Annotated in this window: 14 protein-coding genes; 10 read left to right on the forward strand and 4 right to left on the reverse strand. The window is 68.6% G+C overall.

The window, feature by feature from the left end:
* The first annotated feature begins 19 nt into the window (after positions 1 to 19).
* The gene (locus BLT43_RS01180; RefSeq protein ID WP_090109361.1) at positions 20 to 2,317 is read left to right on the forward strand and encodes an ATP-binding response regulator; all 2,298 of its coding nucleotides are present in this window, start codon (positions 20 to 22) and stop codon (positions 2,315 to 2,317) included.
* An 87-nt stretch (positions 2,318 to 2,404) separates the two neighbouring features.
* On the opposite strand, the gene BLT43_RS01185 is transcribed toward BLT43_RS01180, so the two are convergent.
* The 3 genes from BLT43_RS01185 to BLT43_RS01195 are packed head-to-tail and all read right to left on the reverse strand — an operon-like array spanning position 2,405 to position 5,793.
* On the reverse strand, positions 2,405 to 3,391 hold the full coding sequence (locus tag BLT43_RS01185) for a glucokinase (RefSeq protein WP_090109363.1): 987 nt from the start codon (positions 3,389 to 3,391) through the stop codon (positions 2,405 to 2,407).
* A 30-nt stretch (positions 3,392 to 3,421) separates the two neighbouring features.
* Positions 3,422 to 4,744: a GH1 family beta-glucosidase gene (locus BLT43_RS01190; RefSeq protein ID WP_090109365.1), complete on the reverse strand. Its 1,323-nt coding sequence runs from the start codon at positions 4,742 to 4,744 to the stop codon at positions 3,422 to 3,424.
* A 23-nt stretch (positions 4,745 to 4,767) separates the two neighbouring features.
* Complete coding sequence (locus BLT43_RS01195) at positions 4,768 to 5,793, reverse strand: substrate-binding domain-containing protein (RefSeq protein ID WP_090109367.1); 1,026 nt, start codon at positions 5,791 to 5,793, stop codon at positions 4,768 to 4,770.
* A gap of 250 nt (positions 5,794 to 6,043) precedes the next feature.
* Between BLT43_RS01195 and BLT43_RS01200 the strand changes: the two genes are divergently transcribed.
* The 5 genes from BLT43_RS01200 (at position 6,044) to BLT43_RS01220 (ending at position 12,659) form a co-directional block, all read left to right on the forward strand.
* Entirely contained in the window at positions 6,044 to 7,393 is a 1,350-nt protein-coding gene (locus BLT43_RS01200) for an ABC transporter substrate-binding protein (protein ID WP_090109369.1), read from the forward strand.
* A 71-nt stretch (positions 7,394 to 7,464) separates the two neighbouring features.
* On the forward strand, positions 7,465 to 8,706 hold the full coding sequence (locus tag BLT43_RS01205; RefSeq protein ID WP_090109371.1) for a carbohydrate ABC transporter permease: 1,242 nt from the start codon (positions 7,465 to 7,467) through the stop codon (positions 8,704 to 8,706).
* On the forward strand, positions 8,706 to 9,857 hold the full coding sequence (locus BLT43_RS01210; RefSeq protein WP_090109373.1) for a carbohydrate ABC transporter permease: 1,152 nt from the start codon (positions 8,706 to 8,708) through the stop codon (positions 9,855 to 9,857). The genes BLT43_RS01205 and BLT43_RS01210 overlap by 1 nt, the downstream gene beginning before the upstream one ends.
* Before the next feature lie 58 nt (positions 9,858 to 9,915).
* Entirely contained in the window at positions 9,916 to 11,541 is a 1,626-nt protein-coding gene (locus BLT43_RS01215; RefSeq protein WP_090110204.1) for an alpha-amylase family glycosyl hydrolase, read from the forward strand.
* Between the two features lie 23 nt (positions 11,542 to 11,564).
* Positions 11,565 to 12,659: an ABC transporter ATP-binding protein gene (locus tag BLT43_RS01220; protein ID WP_090109375.1), complete on the forward strand. Its 1,095-nt coding sequence runs from the start codon at positions 11,565 to 11,567 to the stop codon at positions 12,657 to 12,659.
* A 19-nt stretch (positions 12,660 to 12,678) separates the two neighbouring features.
* On the opposite strand, the gene BLT43_RS01225 is transcribed toward BLT43_RS01220, so the two are convergent.
* Positions 12,679 to 13,788 (reverse strand): Ppx/GppA phosphatase family protein, encoded by a 1,110-nt coding sequence (locus tag BLT43_RS01225; RefSeq protein WP_090110206.1) that lies wholly within the window; start codon positions 13,786 to 13,788, stop codon positions 12,679 to 12,681.
* 247 nt (positions 13,789 to 14,035) lie between these two features.
* Here BLT43_RS01225 and BLT43_RS01230 point away from each other — a divergent pair, with 247 nt between their 5' ends.
* The 4 genes from BLT43_RS01230 to BLT43_RS01245 all read left to right on the forward strand — a co-directional run bounded on the left by BLT43_RS01230 (position 14,036) and on the right by BLT43_RS01245 (position 17,229).
* Positions 14,036 to 14,332, forward strand: a complete 297-nt coding sequence (locus tag BLT43_RS01230) for a virulence factor (RefSeq protein WP_090109377.1) — start codon at positions 14,036 to 14,038, stop codon at positions 14,330 to 14,332.
* 23 nt (positions 14,333 to 14,355) lie between these two features.
* A complete protein-coding gene (locus tag BLT43_RS01235) occupies positions 14,356 to 15,267 on the forward strand; it encodes a methylenetetrahydrofolate reductase (RefSeq protein ID WP_165612512.1) in 912 nt (303 codons plus the stop codon).
* Between the two features lie 38 nt (positions 15,268 to 15,305).
* Positions 15,306 to 16,361, forward strand: a complete 1,056-nt coding sequence (locus BLT43_RS01240; protein WP_090109381.1) for a methyltetrahydrofolate cobalamin methyltransferase — start codon at positions 15,306 to 15,308, stop codon at positions 16,359 to 16,361.
* Between the two features lie 124 nt (positions 16,362 to 16,485).
* Complete coding sequence (locus BLT43_RS01245; protein WP_090109383.1) at positions 16,486 to 17,229, forward strand: RlmE family RNA methyltransferase; 744 nt, start codon at positions 16,486 to 16,488, stop codon at positions 17,227 to 17,229.
* The last annotated feature ends 97 nt before the right edge of the window (positions 17,230 to 17,326 follow it).

Here is a 17,326-nt window from a genome sequence, read left to right on the forward strand (position 1 = left end):
GCCAGCTGGAGGGCGAGACATGGTCGACATTGATCTGGGCGCGACCGTCGCGGAACGGGCCGACAACCACCCGGGGCCGGCGCAGCTTGTCGTGATCCTGGCGACGGCCTCAGCGGCGCTGCTGGGCGCGGCCCTCACCCCGGATGGATATCTCGCCCTGCTGCTCCTGCTGCTGGGGACGACGCTCGCCGCGGTGGCCACGCTCTACGGGCTCCGCGCCGCGCTGTGGCGCCACAGGCGACGGCGCACGCAAGCCATGTCCGAGCGGTTGCTCTCCGCCGACAGCGCGCCCGGCTACCTGACCGAAACGGCGGGAGAGGTCCTCTACTGCAACGATGCGGCCCGCCGGCGCTTCCGGTCGCGGGCACCGACGCTCGGCAACGCGCTTTCGGAGGTTTTCGCCTGCCCCGCCATGGCGCTGCAGCGCCTTGAGCTCAAGGCGGAGCGCGACGGTGGCGCGCAGGACATGGTCGGCTCCCGCCGTGGCCATGTCCAGCTGAGCGTGGTGGCGCTGGGCGACGGCTTGTTCCTGTGGCGGATCGACGAACATGCGGAGCGGTTGGGGGCGGGGCGGGCTGCGGAGGCGCTGGGCCTGCCGATGCTTACCTCCGGCCCGACCGGCACGATCCTCTACATGAACGAGGCCTGCCGCGACCTGACCGGCGGCCGGGCCCGTCGTCTCGAGGCGCTGTTCGAATCCGGGCCGATCGTCTCGGGCGCCGTGCAGCGAATTCGTGGCAGCGACGGGGAGGTGGAATGCCTCGTCGCGGAGATCCCCGCCAGCGGCGGACGTCGCGAGATCTACCTGCTTCCGCCGGGTCGGGCCGGGGCGGCGCCAGCCGGCGGCTGGCAGGCCGAAGCTCTGCCTGTCGCGCTGATGCGGGTTTCGTCCTGCGGCCGGATCATGCAGCTGAACGCGGCGGCGCAGGCGCTGATGCCCGAGGCGGAGGTCGATGGGCGCCTGACCGACCTGCTGGAAGGCCTGGGCCGACCGATCTCAGAGTGGCTGTCCGAGGCGGTGGCGGAGCGTGCGGTGCCCGGGCCGCAGTTCCTGCGCGGTCGCGGCGCGCATAGCGACAAGGTCCTGCAGGTCACGCTGGGGCCGCCCGATGACCAGGGGCAGATCGTGGCCGTGCTCAACGATGCGACAGAGCACAAGTCCCTGGAGGCACAGTTCGTCCAGGCCCAGAAGATGCAGGCCATCGGCCAGCTGGCGGGCGGGATCGCGCATGACTTCAACAACCTGCTGACGGCGATCTCGGGGCATTGCGACCTGCTGATGCTGCGGCACGACGAAAGCGACCAGGACTACGGCGACCTCGTACAGATCCACCAGAATGCCAACCGTGCGGCCAGCCTGGTCGGGCAGCTTCTGGCTTTCTCGCGCAAGCAGAACCTGCGGCTCGAGCAGATCGACCTTCGCGACACGCTCTCGGACCTCACCCACCTGCTGAACAGGCTGGTGGGAGAGCGGGTCACCCTGTCGCTGAACCACGACCCCGATCTGCGCGAGATCCGGGCCGACAAGCGGCAGCTCGAGCAGGTGCTGATGAACCTCGTCGTCAATGCCCGCGACGCCATGCCCACGGGCGGCGAGATCCGGGTCGAGACCGACAATCTCGACCTCGAGACCCCTTTGCAGCGCGACCGCGCGCTGGTGCCGGCCGGGCAATGGGTGCGGATCCGGGTGATCGACAAGGGCTGCGGCATCCCGGCGGAGAAGATCGGCAAGATCTTCGAGCCGTTCTACACCACGAAGCGGCCGGGCGAGGGGACCGGGCTGGGCCTGTCCACGGCTTACGGCATCGTCAAGCAGACGGGCGGGTTCATCTTCGTCGACAGCACGCCCGGCGAGGGCAGCGTCTTCACCCTGCTGCTGCCCAGCCGGGCGGCGAATGCGGCCGCAGCGCCAGAGCCCTCGGCCGAGCCCCTGACGCTGTCGCCCCGCCGGGCCGAGGGGATGGTGCTGCTGGTCGAGGACGAGGCGCCGGTCAGGGCCTTCGCCGCCCGGGCGCTACGGATGCGCGGTCTGTCCGTCATCGAGGCCGAGGACGGGGAGGCCGCGCTGGATATCCTCAGGGATGCCGATCTCGAGGTCGACATCATCGTCACGGACGTGATCATGCCGGGCAAGGACGGCCCCACATGGGTGCGCGAGGCGCAGCTCGCGCGACCCGACGTGCAGGTGGTGTTCGTCTCCGGCTATGCGGAAGACGACTTTTCAGACCAGCAGGCGGAGATCCCGAACTCGACATTCCTGCCGAAGCCGTTCTCGCTCAACGAGCTGGCCGCCACGGTGGAACGCCGTATCGCCTGATGCCCGGGCCGGAGAGCGGTTCTCCGGTCCGGGTGTGGCCGCAGGGTCGCCGGTCCGGGCAAGGGCCGCCCGGGCCGTGCGGCCGGGTCAGGCGCTGCGGTCCCCCAGCGCGAGGCCCTGGAGATGCGCGGCGCAGCCGATCAGCGCGGCGTAGTCGTCCTCAACCACGGCGACGCCGAAATTGCCCATGAAGCCCGCGAAGCGGCCCTTGTCGCGGAAGGCCTCGGCAAAGCCGAAATCGCGCAGATGCGGAGCGATGGCGCGCGCCACGCCGCCGACGAGGTAGACGCCGCCGAAGGGCAGCTGCACCAGGGCGAGGTTGCCTGCCACCACGCCGAGGAACCGCACGAAGACCCGCGCCGCCTCGACCGCGCGCGGGTCGCTGCCGTCGGTGCAGCCCGCCATCACCTCGGCCGCGGTCTTTTCGCGCGGGTCGTGGGCCTCGGCGCCGAGCCAGGCATAGACGCGCTCCAGCCCGCGGCCCGACAGCACGTCCTCCACCGCCGGGAAGCCATGCGCGGTGGAGACGAACTGCGCCAGGCGCAGCTCGGCCTCGCTGGCGACCGGCAGGTTGATGTGGCCGGATTCGGAGGGCGTCACGTAGCGCCCGGTGTCGGTCTCGAACACCGGCGCGGCGTTGAAGCCGGTGCCGACCCCGATCACCAGCCGGGCGGCCTGCGGCGAGGCGGCGGGGAAGGGCACGATGTCGCGCAGGTGGTCGGGCGCGCAGTGGCCCAGCGCGTGGCCCTGCGCCTGCAGGTCGTTGAGGATGGCGAGGTGTTCGGCCCCGGTCGCGCGCGCCAGCGTCGTCTTGTCGATGGTCCAGTCGAGATTGGTCATCGTCGCGCGGCCGTCGCGCACCGGGCCGGCCACCGCGACGCAGGCGCCGTGGCAGTCCACGCCGCCCTCGTCGGCGATGTAGCGCCGCAGCACCGTTTCCAGACCGGCATACTCGCTGTTGGCGTAGCGGCGGATCGAGCCTTCGATGATCTCGAGGCCACGGGCCAGCGCAACCCGGGTGTTGGTGCCGCCGATATCGGCGACCAGGGAATAGGCGTTGTCGGGGTGGGGCATCTGTCAGGTTCCTCGGTCAGCGGGCCAGAATCAGCGGGCCAGTGCGGCGGCCAGGGCGTGATAGGAGGCTTTGGGCGTACGTGCGAGGCTTTCGAAATCGACATGCACGAGGCCGAAGCGCTTTTCGTAGCCGAAGGCCCATTCGTAGTTGTCGAGCAGCGACCAGTAGAAGAAGCCGCGCAGGTCGACCCCCTCGTCGATGGCGCGGCGGGCCTGCGCGAGGTGGGCCTGCATGAAGGCGATGCGCTCGGCATCCTCGACCGCGCCGGCCGCGGGCCGGTCGTCCCAGGCCATGCCGTTCTCGGTCACGTAGACGGGGCGGCCGGGCAGGGCGTCGTTCACCTTGTGCAGGAAATGATGCAGCCCCTCGGGGTGGATCTCCCAGCCCATCTGCGTCTTGTCGAGCGGCCCTTCGACCGCCGCCACCGATGGCCAGGGCTGGTCCGGCGCGGCGCACATCAGGGAGCGCGTGTAGTAATTGACGCCAATCCAGTCGAGCGGTTGCGAGATCGCCACCATGTCGTCCTGCCAGCCGTCCGGCATGTGCGGCGCAAGCCCGGCCAGCGCGCCTTCCGGATAGCGGCCATGGGCGACCGCCTCGAGGAACCAGCGGTTGTAGATCTGGTCCTGGATATCGGCCGCGGCCGCGTCGGCCGGCGCGTCGCTGGCGGGCATCGCCCGTTCGAAGTTCAGCACGATGCCCAGCTCCTGCCGGCCCATGCCGCGCAGGCGCTCGACCGCCAGCCCATGGGCCAGCAGAATGTGATGCATCGCGCGCGCGGCCGCGCGGATGTCGCGCAGGCCCGGGGCGTGGTGGCCGAGGAAATGCGACAGCCAGGCGACGCACCAGGGCTCGTTGATCGTGGCGGTCGAGGCGACGCGGTCGCCGATCCGGGCGCTGATGACCTCGGCGAAATCCGCGAAGGCGAGCGCGGTGTCGCGGTTGGCCCAGCCGCCGCGATCGGCGAGCGCCGAGGGCAGCTCCCAGTGGTAGAGCGTCTGGAACGGGCGCAGCCCGCGCTCGAGGGTCGCGTCCACCAGCCGGTCGTAGAAGTCGAGCCCCTCCTGGTTCACGGGGCCGGTGCCGTTCGGAATGACCCGCGCCCATGAGGTGGAAAAGCGGTAGGCGTCGAAGCCCGCCTGCGCCATCAGGTCGAGATCTTCCTCGTAGCGATGGTAATGGTCGCAGGCGGTGGCGCCGTCCTCGGCGCGCACCACGTTGCCGGGGCCTTGCGCGAAGCTGTCCCAGTGGCAGCGGCCGGCGCCGCCGAACCGGTGCCCCTCGATCTGGTAGGCGGCGGTCGCCGCGCCGAACAGGAAGCCCTCGGGGAAGTCGCTGCGCGAGATATCCATATGCTCTGCCTCGATGGCGGGCCTCAGCTCGGAGCCGGGCCGGTGGATCGGCCGATGATCAGCTCGGCCTCGAGAAGTTCGTGCCGGTGCGGGGCATCCGGCGCGTCGATGCGTTCTAGAACCATCCGGGCCAGCCGCTGTCCAGCCTCGCGTACGGAGGAGCGGGTCGCGGTGAAGGCCGGCACCGGCCCGTCGTCGCGCAGGTAGGAAAGCTGGTCGTCATGGGTGATCGCCGAGACCTCGCGCCCGAGCGTCAGGCCGATCTCCTCGACCGCGCGGCGCACGCCGAGCATGCAGATCACCGACGAGACGAGAAAGGCGGTCGGGGGATCGGGCATGGCCAGCATCTCGCGCGCGGCGCGGTAGCCGTAGCCTTCGGTCATCTCGTCCTGGCGCATGAGGGCGGGGTCCGGGGCCAGGCCCCGCGCGGCCAGCGCCATCTCGAGCCCCTGCCGGCGCCGATGCGCGAAGTCCATCTCCTCGTGGCCGTTGATCAGCGCGATGCGGCGATGCCCGAGATCCAGCAGGAACTCGGCCGCGCGACTGAAGGCGCGGCGGTTGTTGACGTCGAGCCAGCTATAGGGGCGCTCGGTCCCCGTGGCGCGGCCATGCACGGCGTAGGGCAGGCCGATCTCGTCGAGCAGTTCGATCCGCGGATCGTTCATCCGCGGCGCGCTGACGATCAGCCCGTCCACGAGGCCGCGCGCCTTGATCGAACGGTAGGCGCGCGCCTCGTCGTCGACGTCGACGACCGAGATCAGCATCTCGTAGCCGGCCTGGCTGTAGGTCTCGCCGGCGCCGGCGATGAAGTCGGCGAAGATCGGGTTGACCATCGCGTGGGTCGAGATCTTGGGGATGACATGGCCGATGGCACGGCTGCGGCCGGTGGCCAGCGCCTGCGCCCGCGTGTTGGGCCGGTACTCATGCGCCTTGGCCGCGGCCAGCACGCGGGCCCGCGTCGCCTCGCTGACGTCCTTGTAGCCGTTCAGCGCCCGGCTCACCGTGGTCTGGCTCAGCCCGAGCAAGCTGGAGAGTTCCCTGAGATTCATCGCGGCACTGCCGTCCAAAGCGCTTTTGAAGTCCTTCGGACACTACGCTGCGGAATGCGATTGGTCAAAGCGCAGTTTGCCTTCCCGGAAGGTCAGCTAAGCCGCCGAAACTTGGCGTGCTTTGCACGGTCGGCATTGACAGGTCGTGACGGCTGGGCGAGGCTGGCGAAGTCCAAAGCGCTTTGGTGTTGCCTTTGGCGCGTGGAACGACAAGAGGTGGCCCGCGGGTCGCCGTGACGGGAGGTTACACATGAAGACGACTTTTCTGGCGAGCGTCGCCGGTCTCGCCCTGACGGCCGGCGCGGCGGCCGCGCAGGACCTGAAGTTTCCGGTGGGCGAGGGGGGCTTCAACTGGGACAGCTACAACCAGTTCGCCGATGCGCATGACCTGTCGGGCCAGTCCCTGACCGTGTTCGGCCCCTGGTTGAGCGGCGACCAGACGCTGTTCGAATCGATGCTCGCCTATTTCGAGGAGGCGACCGGCGCCGAGGTGCAGTACACCGGCTCGGACGGCTTCGAGACGCAGATCCGCATCGACACCGAGGCCGGGTCGGCCCCGAACATCGCGGTCTTCCCGCAGCCGGGCCTGCTGCGCGAGCTGGCGGCCCTGGGCTTCGTCGAGCCGATGCCGGAAGGCACCGGCGACTGGATCGCCGAGAACTACGCGGCGGGCCAGTCCTGGGTGGACCTCGCGACCTTTGAGGGCCCCGAGGGCGGTGAGGACCTCTACGGCTTTTTCTACAAGGCCGACGTGAAGTCGCTTGTCTGGTACGTGCCCGAGAACTTCGAGGATGCGGGCTACGAGGTGCCGCAGAGCATGGAGGAGCTCAAGGCGCTGACCGAGCAGATGGTCGAGGAAGGCGAGACGCCCTGGTGCATCGGCCTCGGCTCCGGCGGCGCCACCGGCTGGCCCGCGACCGACTGGGTCGAGGACCTGATGCTGCGCACCCAGCCGCCCGAGGTCTACGACCAGTGGGTCAGCAACGAGATGCCCTTCGACGCCCCCGAGGTGATCGCGGCGATTGAGGAGTTCGGCTACTTCATCGAGGAAGATCGCGTGGCCGGCGGCCAGGCGGCCGTGGCCTCGACCGACTTCCGCGACAGCCCCAAGGGTCTCTTCGACACGCCGCCGCAGTGCTACATGCACCGCCAGGCCTCGTTCATCCCGACCTTCTTCCCGGAAGGCACGGAGATCGGCGCCGATGCCGACTTCTTCTACTTCCCCGCCTATGAAGAGAAGGATCTCGGCCAGCCGGTGCTGGGCGCGGGCACGGTGTTTGCCATCACCGAGGCCTCCGATGCCGCCAACGTCTTCATCGAGTGGCTGCAGACCCCGATCGCGCACGAGATCTGGATGGCGCAGACCGGCTTCCTGACGCCGCTGACCACGGTCAACACCGAGGTGTTCGGCGACCCGACGCTGAAGAAGATGAACGACATCCTGCTCGAGGCGACCACCTTCCGCTTCGACGGGTCGGACCTGATGCCGGGCGGTGTCGGCGCCGGATCGTTCTGGACCGGCATGGTCGATTATGCCGGCGGCGAGAGCGCCGAGAGCGTCGCTTCCGAGATCCAAGATTCTTGGGACGCGCTGAAATAAGCGTGTAACGATAAGGGGGCGGCCGTGACTCGCGTCGCGGCCGCTTCGGTACATCCAGGGGGGAGGGCGCGATGAATCCGGCTCTACAGGGACTGCTCACCATCGTGATCGGGGTCGGCGGATGCGTCGCCTATTTCTATTTGTCGAACCTGTTTCTCGACAAGGTGCTGTTCCCGCCGCGCGGCGCCAATGCCGGGCGCAACATCAACCGCGCCAACATGATCCGGCCCTGGCTGTTCCTGCTGCCCGCGCTGCTCGCGCTGGGCCTCTACCTCGCCTACCCGGTGTTCGAGACGCTGCGCTTGTCGCTGACCGAGCGGGTGCGCGGCGGCGGCTACGAGTTCGTCGGCCTCGCCAATTACCGCCAGATGGTGAGCGAGCCGAAGTTCTGGGAAGGCTTCACCAACAACCTGCTGTGGCTGATCGTGGTGCCGGCCGCCTCGACCGCCTTCGGCCTGCTGGCCGCGCAGCTCACCGACCGCATCAAGTGGGGCAGCTTCGCCAAGTCGCTGATCTTCATGCCGATGGCGATCTCCTTCGTCGGCGCCGCGGTGATCTTCAAGCTGATCTACGACACCCGCGCGGCGGGGCAGGAGCAGATCGGCGTGCTCAACGCGGTGTGGCTGAGCTTCGACGGCGGCCCGGGCTCCTTCATCTGGCTGCGCCTCGTTCCGGCGCTGCTGCTCTTGTCGCTCGCGGTGGGCGCGGTCGCGCTGGGCTGGTCGCTGCTCAAGCCGGTGATCGGCCGCGAGGGACGCAGCCCCGGCGCGGTGTTCGGCGCGCTGCGGCTGCTGGGCGTGGCGCTGATGGCGCTTCTGGCGCTGCTCATGCTGCGCCAGATCGTGGCGGTCTTCGCCACCGACTTTCCCTACGGCCAGCCGCAGACCTGGCTGACCATTCCCTTCTGGAACAACTTCTTCCTGATGATCGTGCTGATCTGGATCCAGACCGGCTTCGCCATGGTGCTGCTCTCGGCGGCGCTGCGCGGCATTCCCGAGGAGACGGTCGAGGCGGCCATCGTCGACGGCGCCAACCCGTTCCAGATCTTCTTCAAGATCAAGATGCCGCAGATCGTCGGCACCATCGTCGTGGTCTGGACCACCATCACCATCATCGTGCTCAAGGTGTTCGACATCGTCTTCGCGATGACCAACGGCCAGTGGGAGACGCAGGTGCTGGCCAACTACATGTACGACAAGCTGTTCCGCGCCAATGACTGGGGCGTCGGCTCGGCCGGCGCGATGGTCATCATGCTGATGGTCACGCCGATCCTGGTCTGGAACGTCTACAACGCCCGCAAGGAGATGCGCTGATGGACAGTATCGCCGGCAAGAAATCCTCGCTCACCTGGGCGGTCAACATCGCGGTCGTGGCGCTGGTGGCGCTTTGGGTCTTCCCGACGCTGGGCCTTCTGGTCTCGTCCTTCCGCAGCGGCGACCAGATCGCGTCGTCCGGCTGGTGGAAATCGATGCTGCCCACCGAGCAGACCCTGACGCTGCGCACGGCGGGCGGCGACGACGCCGAGCTGATCGACGGGCTCTACACCGTTTCGGGCAACCTCTTCGCCGAAGAGGGGATCGAGCCGCTCGACATCACCGCCTACGGCACCTCCTCGCGCGCGGTGAGCGCCTTCGGGCCGGGCGAGGTGGCCGACATGGGCGACGGCGAGATCATCACCGTCGAGGCCAATGGCGACTACGTCTTCACCTCCGAGGAAGAAATGTCGGGCCGTGGCCAGCGGGTCTTCGTCAGCGCCGAGACGCCGCCCGAGTTCACGCTCGAGAACTACGACAACATGCTGTTCGACCCCTCCAACATCGAGGGCATGTCGAAGGCGTTCTTCAACACGCTGACCGTGTCGATCCCGGCCACGATCATCCCGATCCTGGTTGCGGCCTTCGCGGCCTATGCGCTGGCGTGGATGGACTTTCCGGGCCGCGCGCTCTTGATCGCGGCGATCGTCGGGCTGCTGGTCGTGCCGTTGCAGCTGGCGCTGATCCCGCTTCTGAAGTTCCACAACGGCATCGGCATCGGCAAGGGATACCTCGGTGTCTGGATGGCGCATACCGGCTTCGGCCTGCCGCTGGCGATCTACATCTTGCGCAACTACATGGTCGGCCTGCCGCGCGACATCATCGAGAACGCCAAGGTCGACGGCGCCACCGACTTCCAGATCTTCACCAAGATCATCCTGCCGCTGTCCTTCCCGGCGCTGGCCTCCTTCGCGATCTTCCAGTTCCTGTGGACCTGGAACGACCTGCTGGTGGCGATCGTGTTCCTGATCGACGCGAGCGGCGAGACCACGGTGATGACCAAGCAGATCATCGAACTCTTGGGCACCCGCGGCGGCAACTGGGAGATCCTCGCGACGGCGGCTTTCGTCTCTATCGCGGTTCCGCTGGTTGTGTTTTTCGCGATGCAGAAATACCTCGTGCGCGGCCTGCTTGCAGGCTCCGTGAAATGAGGATTCCCCTGCCATGACCAACCCCGCCTCCGCCCCCGACGGGGCCGCCGTTTCCCGTATGCCCCGCGACCCCGAATGGTGGCGCGGCGCGGTGATCTACCAGATCTATCCGCGCAGCTACCAGGACAGCGACGGCGACGGGATCGGCGACCTCAAGGGCATCGTGCGGCGGCTGCCGCACATCGCCTCCCTGGGGGTGGACGCGATCTGGATCTCGCCCTTCTTCACCTCGCCGATGAAGGATTTCGGCTACGACGTTTCGGACTACTGCGACGTCGACCCGATGTTCGGCACGTTGGCCGATTTCGACGCGGTGGTGGAGACCGCGCATTCGCTCGGCATCCGGGTGATGATCGACCTCGTGCTGTCGCACACCTCCGAGGCGCATCCCTGGTTCGTCGAGAGCCGGCTGAGCCGCGACAACCCGAAATCCGACTGGTATGTCTGGGCCGACGCCAAGCCCGACGGCACGCCGCCCAACAACTGGCTGTCGATCTTCGGCGGCTCGGCCTGGCAGTGGGACGGGCGGCGGATGCAGTATTACCTGCACAACTTTCTGACCAGCCAGCCCGACCTGAACTTCCACAACCCGGACGTCCAGGAGGCGCTGCTCGATGTCGAGCGGTTCTGGCTGAAGCGCGGTGTCGACGGCTTCCGCCTCGACACGATCAACTTCTACTTCGCCGACAAGATGCTGCGCGACAACCCGGCGCTGCCGCCCGAGCGGCGCAACGACTCGATCGCGCCGGGCGTGAACCCCTATAACTGGCAGGAGCATCTCTACTCCAAGAACCAGGCCGAAAACCTCGATTTTCTCAGGCGCTTCCGCGCCGAGCTCGAGCCCTACGGCGCCGCCGCCGTGGGCGAGGTCGGCGATGCGCAGCGCGGCCTCGAGATCATGGCCGAGTACACATCGGGCGGCGACAAGGTGCAGATGTGCTACCCGTTCGAGATGCTGCAGCCGCAGCGCCTGACCGCGGCCGCGGCGGCCGACACCTTCTGGCGGCTGAGCCATTCGGCGCCCGACGCCTGGCCCTGCTGGGCCTTCTCGAACCACGATGTCGAGCGGCACCCGACCCGCTGGGGGCTGACCGACGCCGCGGCGCGGGTCTACACCACCATGCTGATGTGCCTGCGCGGTTCGGTCTGCCTCTACCAGGGCGAGGAGCTGGGTCTGCCGGAGGCCGAGGTGGCCTTCGAGGATCTGCAGGACCCCTACGGCATCGAGTTCTGGCCCGAGTACAAGGGGCGCGACGGCTGCCGCACGCCGATCGCCTGGCAGGACGACGCGCCGCTGGGCGGCTTCTCCGAGGGCAAGCCGTGGCTGCCGGTCTCGCCGCAGCACCTGCCGCTGTCGGTGGCCGCGCAAGAGGCCGATCCGGACGCGATGCTGCATCATTACCGCCGGGCCATCGCGCTGCGGCACGCCCACCCGGCGCTGGCCCGCGGCGAGCATGACGGCGTGCATTCGCGCGGCGACGTCTTGCATTTCACCCGCAGCTGGGAAGGCGAGACGGTGTTCTGCGCCTTCAATCTGGGCGTGGCCGAGGCCGATGTGCCGCTGCCGCAAGGCGCCTGGGCCCCGATCGGAACCGATCTGGGGGCGGTGACGAAGGCCGAGAACGGGCTGGTCCGGCTCGGCCCGTGGCAATGCTGCCTGGCGCTGAAGCGACCGGGCGACTGAGTGAAGAGCAGGGGAGGGAGCCCATGGCCGAATTGAAGCTTCGAGACGTCGCCAAGACCTATGGCGGATCCGTCGAGGTCCTGAAGAACATCGACCTCGAGATCGGGAAGGGCGAGCTCGTGGTCTTCGTCGGCCCTTCGGGCTGCGGCAAGTCCACGCTTCTGCGGATGATCGCGGGGCTGGAGCAGATCTCGGGCGGCACGCTCGAGATCGAGGGGCAGGTGGTCAACGACGTGCCTCCCGCGCAGCGGGGCATCGCCATGGTGTTCCAGTCCTACGCGCTCTACCCGCACATGACCGTGCGCGACAACATGAGCTTCGCGCTCAAGCTCGCCAAGAAGTCGAAGGAAGAGATCGATGCCGCGGTCACCAAGGCCGCGCGCATCCTGCAGCTGGAGCCGTATCTCGACCGCCTGCCCAAGGCGCTCTCGGGCGGCCAGCGGCAGCGCGTCGCCATCGGCCGCTCGATCGTGCGCGACCCCAAGGTCTATCTCTTCGACGAGCCGCTCTCGAACCTCGACGCGGCGCTGCGCGTCGCCACCCGGATCGAGATCGCCCAGCTCAAGGAGTCGATGCCCGACTCGACCATGATCTACGTCACCCACGACCAGGTCGAGGCGATGACGCTGGCGAGCCGGATCGTGGTGCTGGCCAACAAGGGCATCGCCCAGGTCGGCACGCCGCTCGAGCTTTACGAGCGGCCCGAGAACGAGTTCGTGGCGCAGTTCATCGGCTCGCCTGCGATGAACCTGCTGCCGGGCAAGATCACCGGCACCGGGGCGCAGACCACGGTGAAGCTCGAGGGCGGCGGCGTGGCGGTGTCGAACGCGCCCTCGACCGAGGCCGACATGGGGGCCGCGGTCAATGTCGGCGTCCGGCCCGAGGACATGATCGAGCTCGAGGCCGGTGACGACTACCTGTTCGAGGGCAAGGTCGATTTCACCGAGTCGCTGGGCGAGGTGACGATCCTCTACTTCCAGAAGGTGAACGGCGCCGATCCGGTGATCGCCAAGCTGCCGGGCATCCATGGCGACCTGCGCAACAAGCACGTCCACATGACCGTCGCCCCCGAGAAGGTGCAGGTCTTCCGGAACGGCAAATCGCTCTACTACCGCTGAGAGCCGGCGGACGGGCCCTTCAGTAGGGTCCGTCCTCCAGCACGCCGTCGGCGCTCATCTGCGCGTAGAGCAGCCCTTCGCGCAGACCGCGATCGGCCACCGAGAGCCGGTCGGTCGGCCAGAGCCGCATCAGCGCCTGCAGGATCGCGGAGCCCGACATGATCAGCGCCTGCCGGTCCTTGCCGATCCGCGGATCGGCGCGCCGCCCCTCGGGGCCGAGCGCGAGGTAGTCGCGGATCACCGCGTCGATCTGGTCCGAGGTCATCCGCAGCCCGTCGACCTTGTTGCGGTCGTAGCGTCTGAGGCCGAGATGGCTGGCGGCCACGGTCGTGACGGTGCCGGAGGTGCCGATGATCTGGAACCCCTCTCGGGCCTGCTCGGCCGCGGAGGGGGCGAACTCCGACAGGCTTTCCTCGAAGAACCAGCTCATCAACGCGAAGCGCGCCGAATCGTCCTCGACGTCGTGGAACTGGTCGCGCAGCGTCGCCACGCCCAGCGGCACCGAGATCCAGTCCACCACCTTGGCGGCGGCGAAGGGGCCGGGATCCTGCCGGAAGCCCGAATGCAGCCGCATGATCGATTTCGGCCGCTCGCGCCGGGGCACGTTCGACAGGTCGATCCAGACCAGCTCGGTCGAGCCGCCGCCGATATCGACGACGAGCAGCTGCTCGGTCCGGGTCGAAACCAGCGGCGCGCAGGAGATCACGGCCAGCCGCGCCTCTTCCTCGGGCTTGATGATATCGAGCCTGAGGCCGGTCTCGCGCTGCACCTGCGCGAGGAAGGCCCGGCCGTTCTTGGCGCGCCGGCAGGCCTCGGTCGCGACCAGCCGCATCCGCTTCACGCCATGCTTGCTCAGCTTCTGGCGGCAGATCCGGATCGCGCCGATCGTCCGGTTCATCGAGGCGCGCGAAAGCCGGCCCGATTGCTCGAGCCCGTGGCCCAGCTGGACCGTCTTCGAGAAGCTGTCGACGACGTGGAACTGACTGCCCTTGGGCTGGGCGATCAGCATCCGACAGCTGTTGGTTCCCAGATCGAGCGCTGCGTAGAGCGTGCCCGGATCCGGGGGTGGCGCGGGTTGTTTCACCGCCTTCGGAAACGCGCCCGCACCGTCGGGACGCATGGGCGTCATGAACACGCCCTCCAATTTCGAGTTACCGTCAGGGTAGGGGCTCGGCGGCAACCGCGCAAGCATTGTCACCGGCCGGGCCGCAACGTGACTCATCACGATCATCGAGATTTCGGGGGTTTGGCGCTCTGGCGACGGGCCGGCCGGCCTGCCACAAGGAGGCGGCGTCGCAGGCCAAGGCCAAGTGGTCGAAAATCGACCCCGGCGGCGCCATGCGACAGGGTATCAGCGGAAGCGAGGAGAAGACGAGATGCCTGAAATCACGCTCGTTCTATGGCGCGACATGCCGGCGCAGGTGATCGTCGGCAAGGGCCGGCGCGGCACCAAGGTGCCGCTTTCGGAGCGGTTCGAGCAGGCGATCGACCGCGCCGCGATGAAATCCGGCGCGGCGGGCACGGACGACTACCTCGCCGAATGGCGCAAGGCGCCCTGGGGCGAGATCGAGGGCGAACCCGAAGAGGCGGCGCGCATCGCCGCCGAGCGGGTCGAGGCCGAATACGACACGGCGCGGCTCAAGGCGCTGATCGACAACCACGGGCGCGAATGAAGCGTGCCCTCAAGGAGGTGCTGATGTCCCTGCTGACCTTCCGCCGCGCGGCCCCCGCGCCCGTTTCCGGCGGTGATTTCACCGCCCGCGCCTCGATCGAGGTGATGCCGCGCACCGCCGCGAAGGTCGAGAGTTTCCGCGCCATCCTGCCCGAGGGCACCCGCGTCTACATCGCCCATATCGACGGCACGCCGATCGAGGACATGGTCGCCACCGCCGCCCGCATCGCGGGCGAGGGCTTTTCGGTCATGCCACACTTCCCGGCCCGCTCGATCGAGAGCCGGGCGCAGCTTGCCGACTGGATCGCCCGCTACCAGGGCGAGGCCGGGGTGCGCGAAGCGCTGGTTCTGGCCGGCGGCATCGCGGATCCGCGCGGCGAGTTCCACTCCTCCATGCAGCTGCTCGAGACCGGCGAGTTCGACCGCGCCGGCTTCACCCGGCTGCACGTGGCGGGCCACCCCGAGGGCAACCGCGACATCGACCGCGATGGCGGCGACGCCATTCTGCGCGACGCGCTGCGCTGGAAGCAGGACTTCGCGAACCGCAGCGACGCGCGCATGGCGCTGGTCACGCAGTTCGTGTTCGAGGCGGCGCCGGTGCTGGACTGGGCGCGCACCATCCGCGAAGCCGGGATCGACCTTCCCGTGCATGTCGGCCTCGCCGGCCCGGCCAAGCTGCAGACGCTGATCAAGTACGCCATGGCCTGCGGGGTTGGTCCCTCGCTGAAAGTGTTGCAGAAGAGGGCGATGGACGTGACCAAGCTGCTCGTGCCCTACGCGCCCGACGATCTCGCCGCCGAGCTGGCCACCGCCGCCCGGGCCGAGCCGGGGCTGGGCCTCGAGCAGGCGCATATCTTCCCGCTCGGCGGCATCCAGGCCAGCGCCGACTGGCTCGCCGCCCAGCGCGGCGCCGCGCCGCGGGCCGCCGCGCTCTGAACAGAACAGGCCGACATGGCCGGAACCAAGGATGAAGAATGACCCGTACGATCGTTGAATCGAAGACGAAAACCGCGATCATCGGCTTCGATCAGCCGTTCTGCGTGATCGGCGAGCGGATCAACCCGACCGGCCGCAAGAAGCTTGCCGCCGAACTGGAGGCGGGCGACTTCTCGACCGTCGAGAAGGACGCTCTGGCGCAGGTCGCCTGCGGCGCCACCATGCTCGATGTGAATGCCGGGGTGGTCTACAACTCCAACCCCAACCCGAACGAGACCGAGCCGCCGCTCATGACGAAGATGATCGAGCTGGTGCAGGGGCTGGTCGACGTGCCGCTCTGCATCGACAGCTCGGTCCCGGCCGCGCTCGAGGCCGGGCTTGCCGCCGCGCAGGGGCGGCCGCTTCTGAACTCGGTCACCGGCGAGGAGGAGCGGCTCGAGCTGGTTCTGCCGTTGGTCAAGAAGTACAACGTGCCGGTGGTGGCGATCTCGAACGACGACACCGGCATCTCGGAAGACCCCGAGGTGCGCTTCGCGGTGGCCAAGAAGATTGTCGAGCGGGCGGCCGATTTCGGCATCCCGGCGCATGACATCGTGGTCGACCCGCTGGTCATGCCGATCGGTGCGATGGCCACGGCCGGGCTGCAGGTCTTCGCGCTGGTGCGCCGCCTGCGCGACGAGCTGGGCGTCAACACCACCTGCGGCGCGTCGAACATCTCCTTCGGCCTGCCCAACCGGCACGGCATCAACAACGCCTTCCTGCCGATGGCGATCGCCTCTGGCATGACCTCGGCCATCATGAACCCCTGCGCGCTGCCGACGCCTCTGTCGCGCATCGCCGAGAAGAAGGCCGAGCTGGCCGCGGCAGGCGTCGAGGTTCCAGCCGACATGGACGACGAGACCTTCTGCAAGCTGTTCGGCCTCGGTTCGCGCGAGGCGCAGCCGGGCGGCGAGATGACCGCGATCCGCGCCGCCAACTTCCTGACCGACAACGACCCGTCGGGCGGCGAGTGGATCCGCTTCAACCGCCCGGCCGGTGCGGCGGGCGAGGGGCGCGGCGGCCGCGAGGGCGGCCGGCGCCGGCGCCGGGCCTGAGACAAGGGAGCGGGGGCGTGGACGCCCCCGCATCCCGCGGGCGTGAAGGGGTCGGCCCGCTGCCGGGGCTTGCCCCGTCACCCATGCTTGGCATAGTCGGGGCGCTCGGCACAGGAGACCCGGCATGGCCAAGACACCCAAGAAGACCGGCGCGGAGCGCGGCAACACCTCGGGGCGCGGGCAGCGCGACCTGACCGTCAAGGTCAAGACCGCGCGCGGCCGTAAGATGAGCTCCAAGCTCTGGCTCGAGCGGCAGCTCAACGACCCTTACGTAAAGCGCGCCAAGGCCGAGGGCTATCGCGGCCGGGCGGCCTACAAGATCCTCGAGCTTGACGACAAGTTCCGCTTCCTCGTGCCGGGCGCGCGGGTCGTCGATCTCGGCTGCGCGCCCGGCGGCTGGTGCCAGGTCGCGGTGGCGCGGGTCAACGCGCTCGGCCAGAAATCCGGCAAGGCGCAGGGCACCGTCCTGGGCGTCGACCTTCAGGAGGTCGAGCCGATCGCCGGGGCCGAGATCCACCAGCTCGACTTCATGGAGGACGACGCCGACCTCAAGGTGAAGGACTGGCTGGGCGGCGAGGCCGACGTTGTGATGTCGGACATGGCCGCGGCCGCGTCCGGGCACAAGCAGACCGACCACCTCAGGATCATCGCGCTGTGCGAGGCGGCCGCTCATCTGGCCTTCGACGTCCTCAGCCCGGGCGGCACCTTCGTGGCCAAGGTTCTGGCGGGCGGCACCGAGGGCGGCCTGCAGCAGATCCTCAAGCAGAAGTTCGAGAAGGTCCAGAACGTGAAGCCGCCGGCGTCGCGCTCGGACAGTTCGGAAAAGTTCGTGGTGGCGACCGGTTTCAGGGGGCGGGGCGACGCGTGAGGCTGTCGCGCGGTCGGCGTTCGTCATCGCGTCCGACTGCTGCGCACTTCCCGTTCAGCCCAGAAGCTAGCCGGGCGCAGGGATCGTGCCCGGCCCG

The organism is Limimaricola pyoseonensis, from assembly GCF_900102015.1.
GTDB classification, from domain to species: Bacteria; Pseudomonadota; Alphaproteobacteria; order Rhodobacterales; family Rhodobacteraceae; genus Limimaricola; species Limimaricola pyoseonensis.

Bases quoted from the DNA above. Each gene is read 5' to 3' on its own strand.
- BLT43_RS01180 (WP_090109361.1), top strand. From the start codon at position 20: ATGGTCGACATTGATCTGGGCGCGACCGTCGCGGAACGGGCCGACAAC.
- BLT43_RS01185 (WP_090109363.1), bottom strand. From the start codon at position 3,391: ATGCCCCACCCCGACAACGCCTATTCCCTGGTCGCCGATATCGGCGGC.
- BLT43_RS01190 (WP_090109365.1), bottom strand. From the start codon at position 4,744: ATGGATATCTCGCGCAGCGACTTCCCCGAGGGCTTCCTGTTCGGCGCG.
- BLT43_RS01195 (WP_090109367.1), bottom strand. From the start codon at position 5,793: ATGAATCTCAGGGAACTCTCCAGCTTGCTCGGGCTGAGCCAGACCACG.
- BLT43_RS01200 (WP_090109369.1), top strand. From the start codon at position 6,044: ATGAAGACGACTTTTCTGGCGAGCGTCGCCGGTCTCGCCCTGACGGCC.
- BLT43_RS01205 (WP_090109371.1), top strand. From the start codon at position 7,465: ATGAATCCGGCTCTACAGGGACTGCTCACCATCGTGATCGGGGTCGGC.
- BLT43_RS01210 (WP_090109373.1), top strand. From the start codon at position 8,706: ATGGACAGTATCGCCGGCAAGAAATCCTCGCTCACCTGGGCGGTCAAC.
- BLT43_RS01215 (WP_090110204.1), top strand. From the start codon at position 9,916: ATGCCCCGCGACCCCGAATGGTGGCGCGGCGCGGTGATCTACCAGATC.
- BLT43_RS01220 (WP_090109375.1), top strand. From the start codon at position 11,565: ATGGCCGAATTGAAGCTTCGAGACGTCGCCAAGACCTATGGCGGATCC.
- BLT43_RS01225 (WP_090110206.1), bottom strand. From the start codon at position 13,788: ATGACGCCCATGCGTCCCGACGGTGCGGGCGCGTTTCCGAAGGCGGTG.
- BLT43_RS01230 (WP_090109377.1), top strand. From the start codon at position 14,036: ATGCCTGAAATCACGCTCGTTCTATGGCGCGACATGCCGGCGCAGGTG.
- BLT43_RS01235 (WP_165612512.1), top strand. From the start codon at position 14,356: ATGTCCCTGCTGACCTTCCGCCGCGCGGCCCCCGCGCCCGTTTCCGGC.
- BLT43_RS01240 (WP_090109381.1), top strand. From the start codon at position 15,306: ATGACCCGTACGATCGTTGAATCGAAGACGAAAACCGCGATCATCGGC.
- BLT43_RS01245 (WP_090109383.1), top strand. From the start codon at position 16,486: ATGGCCAAGACACCCAAGAAGACCGGCGCGGAGCGCGGCAACACCTCG.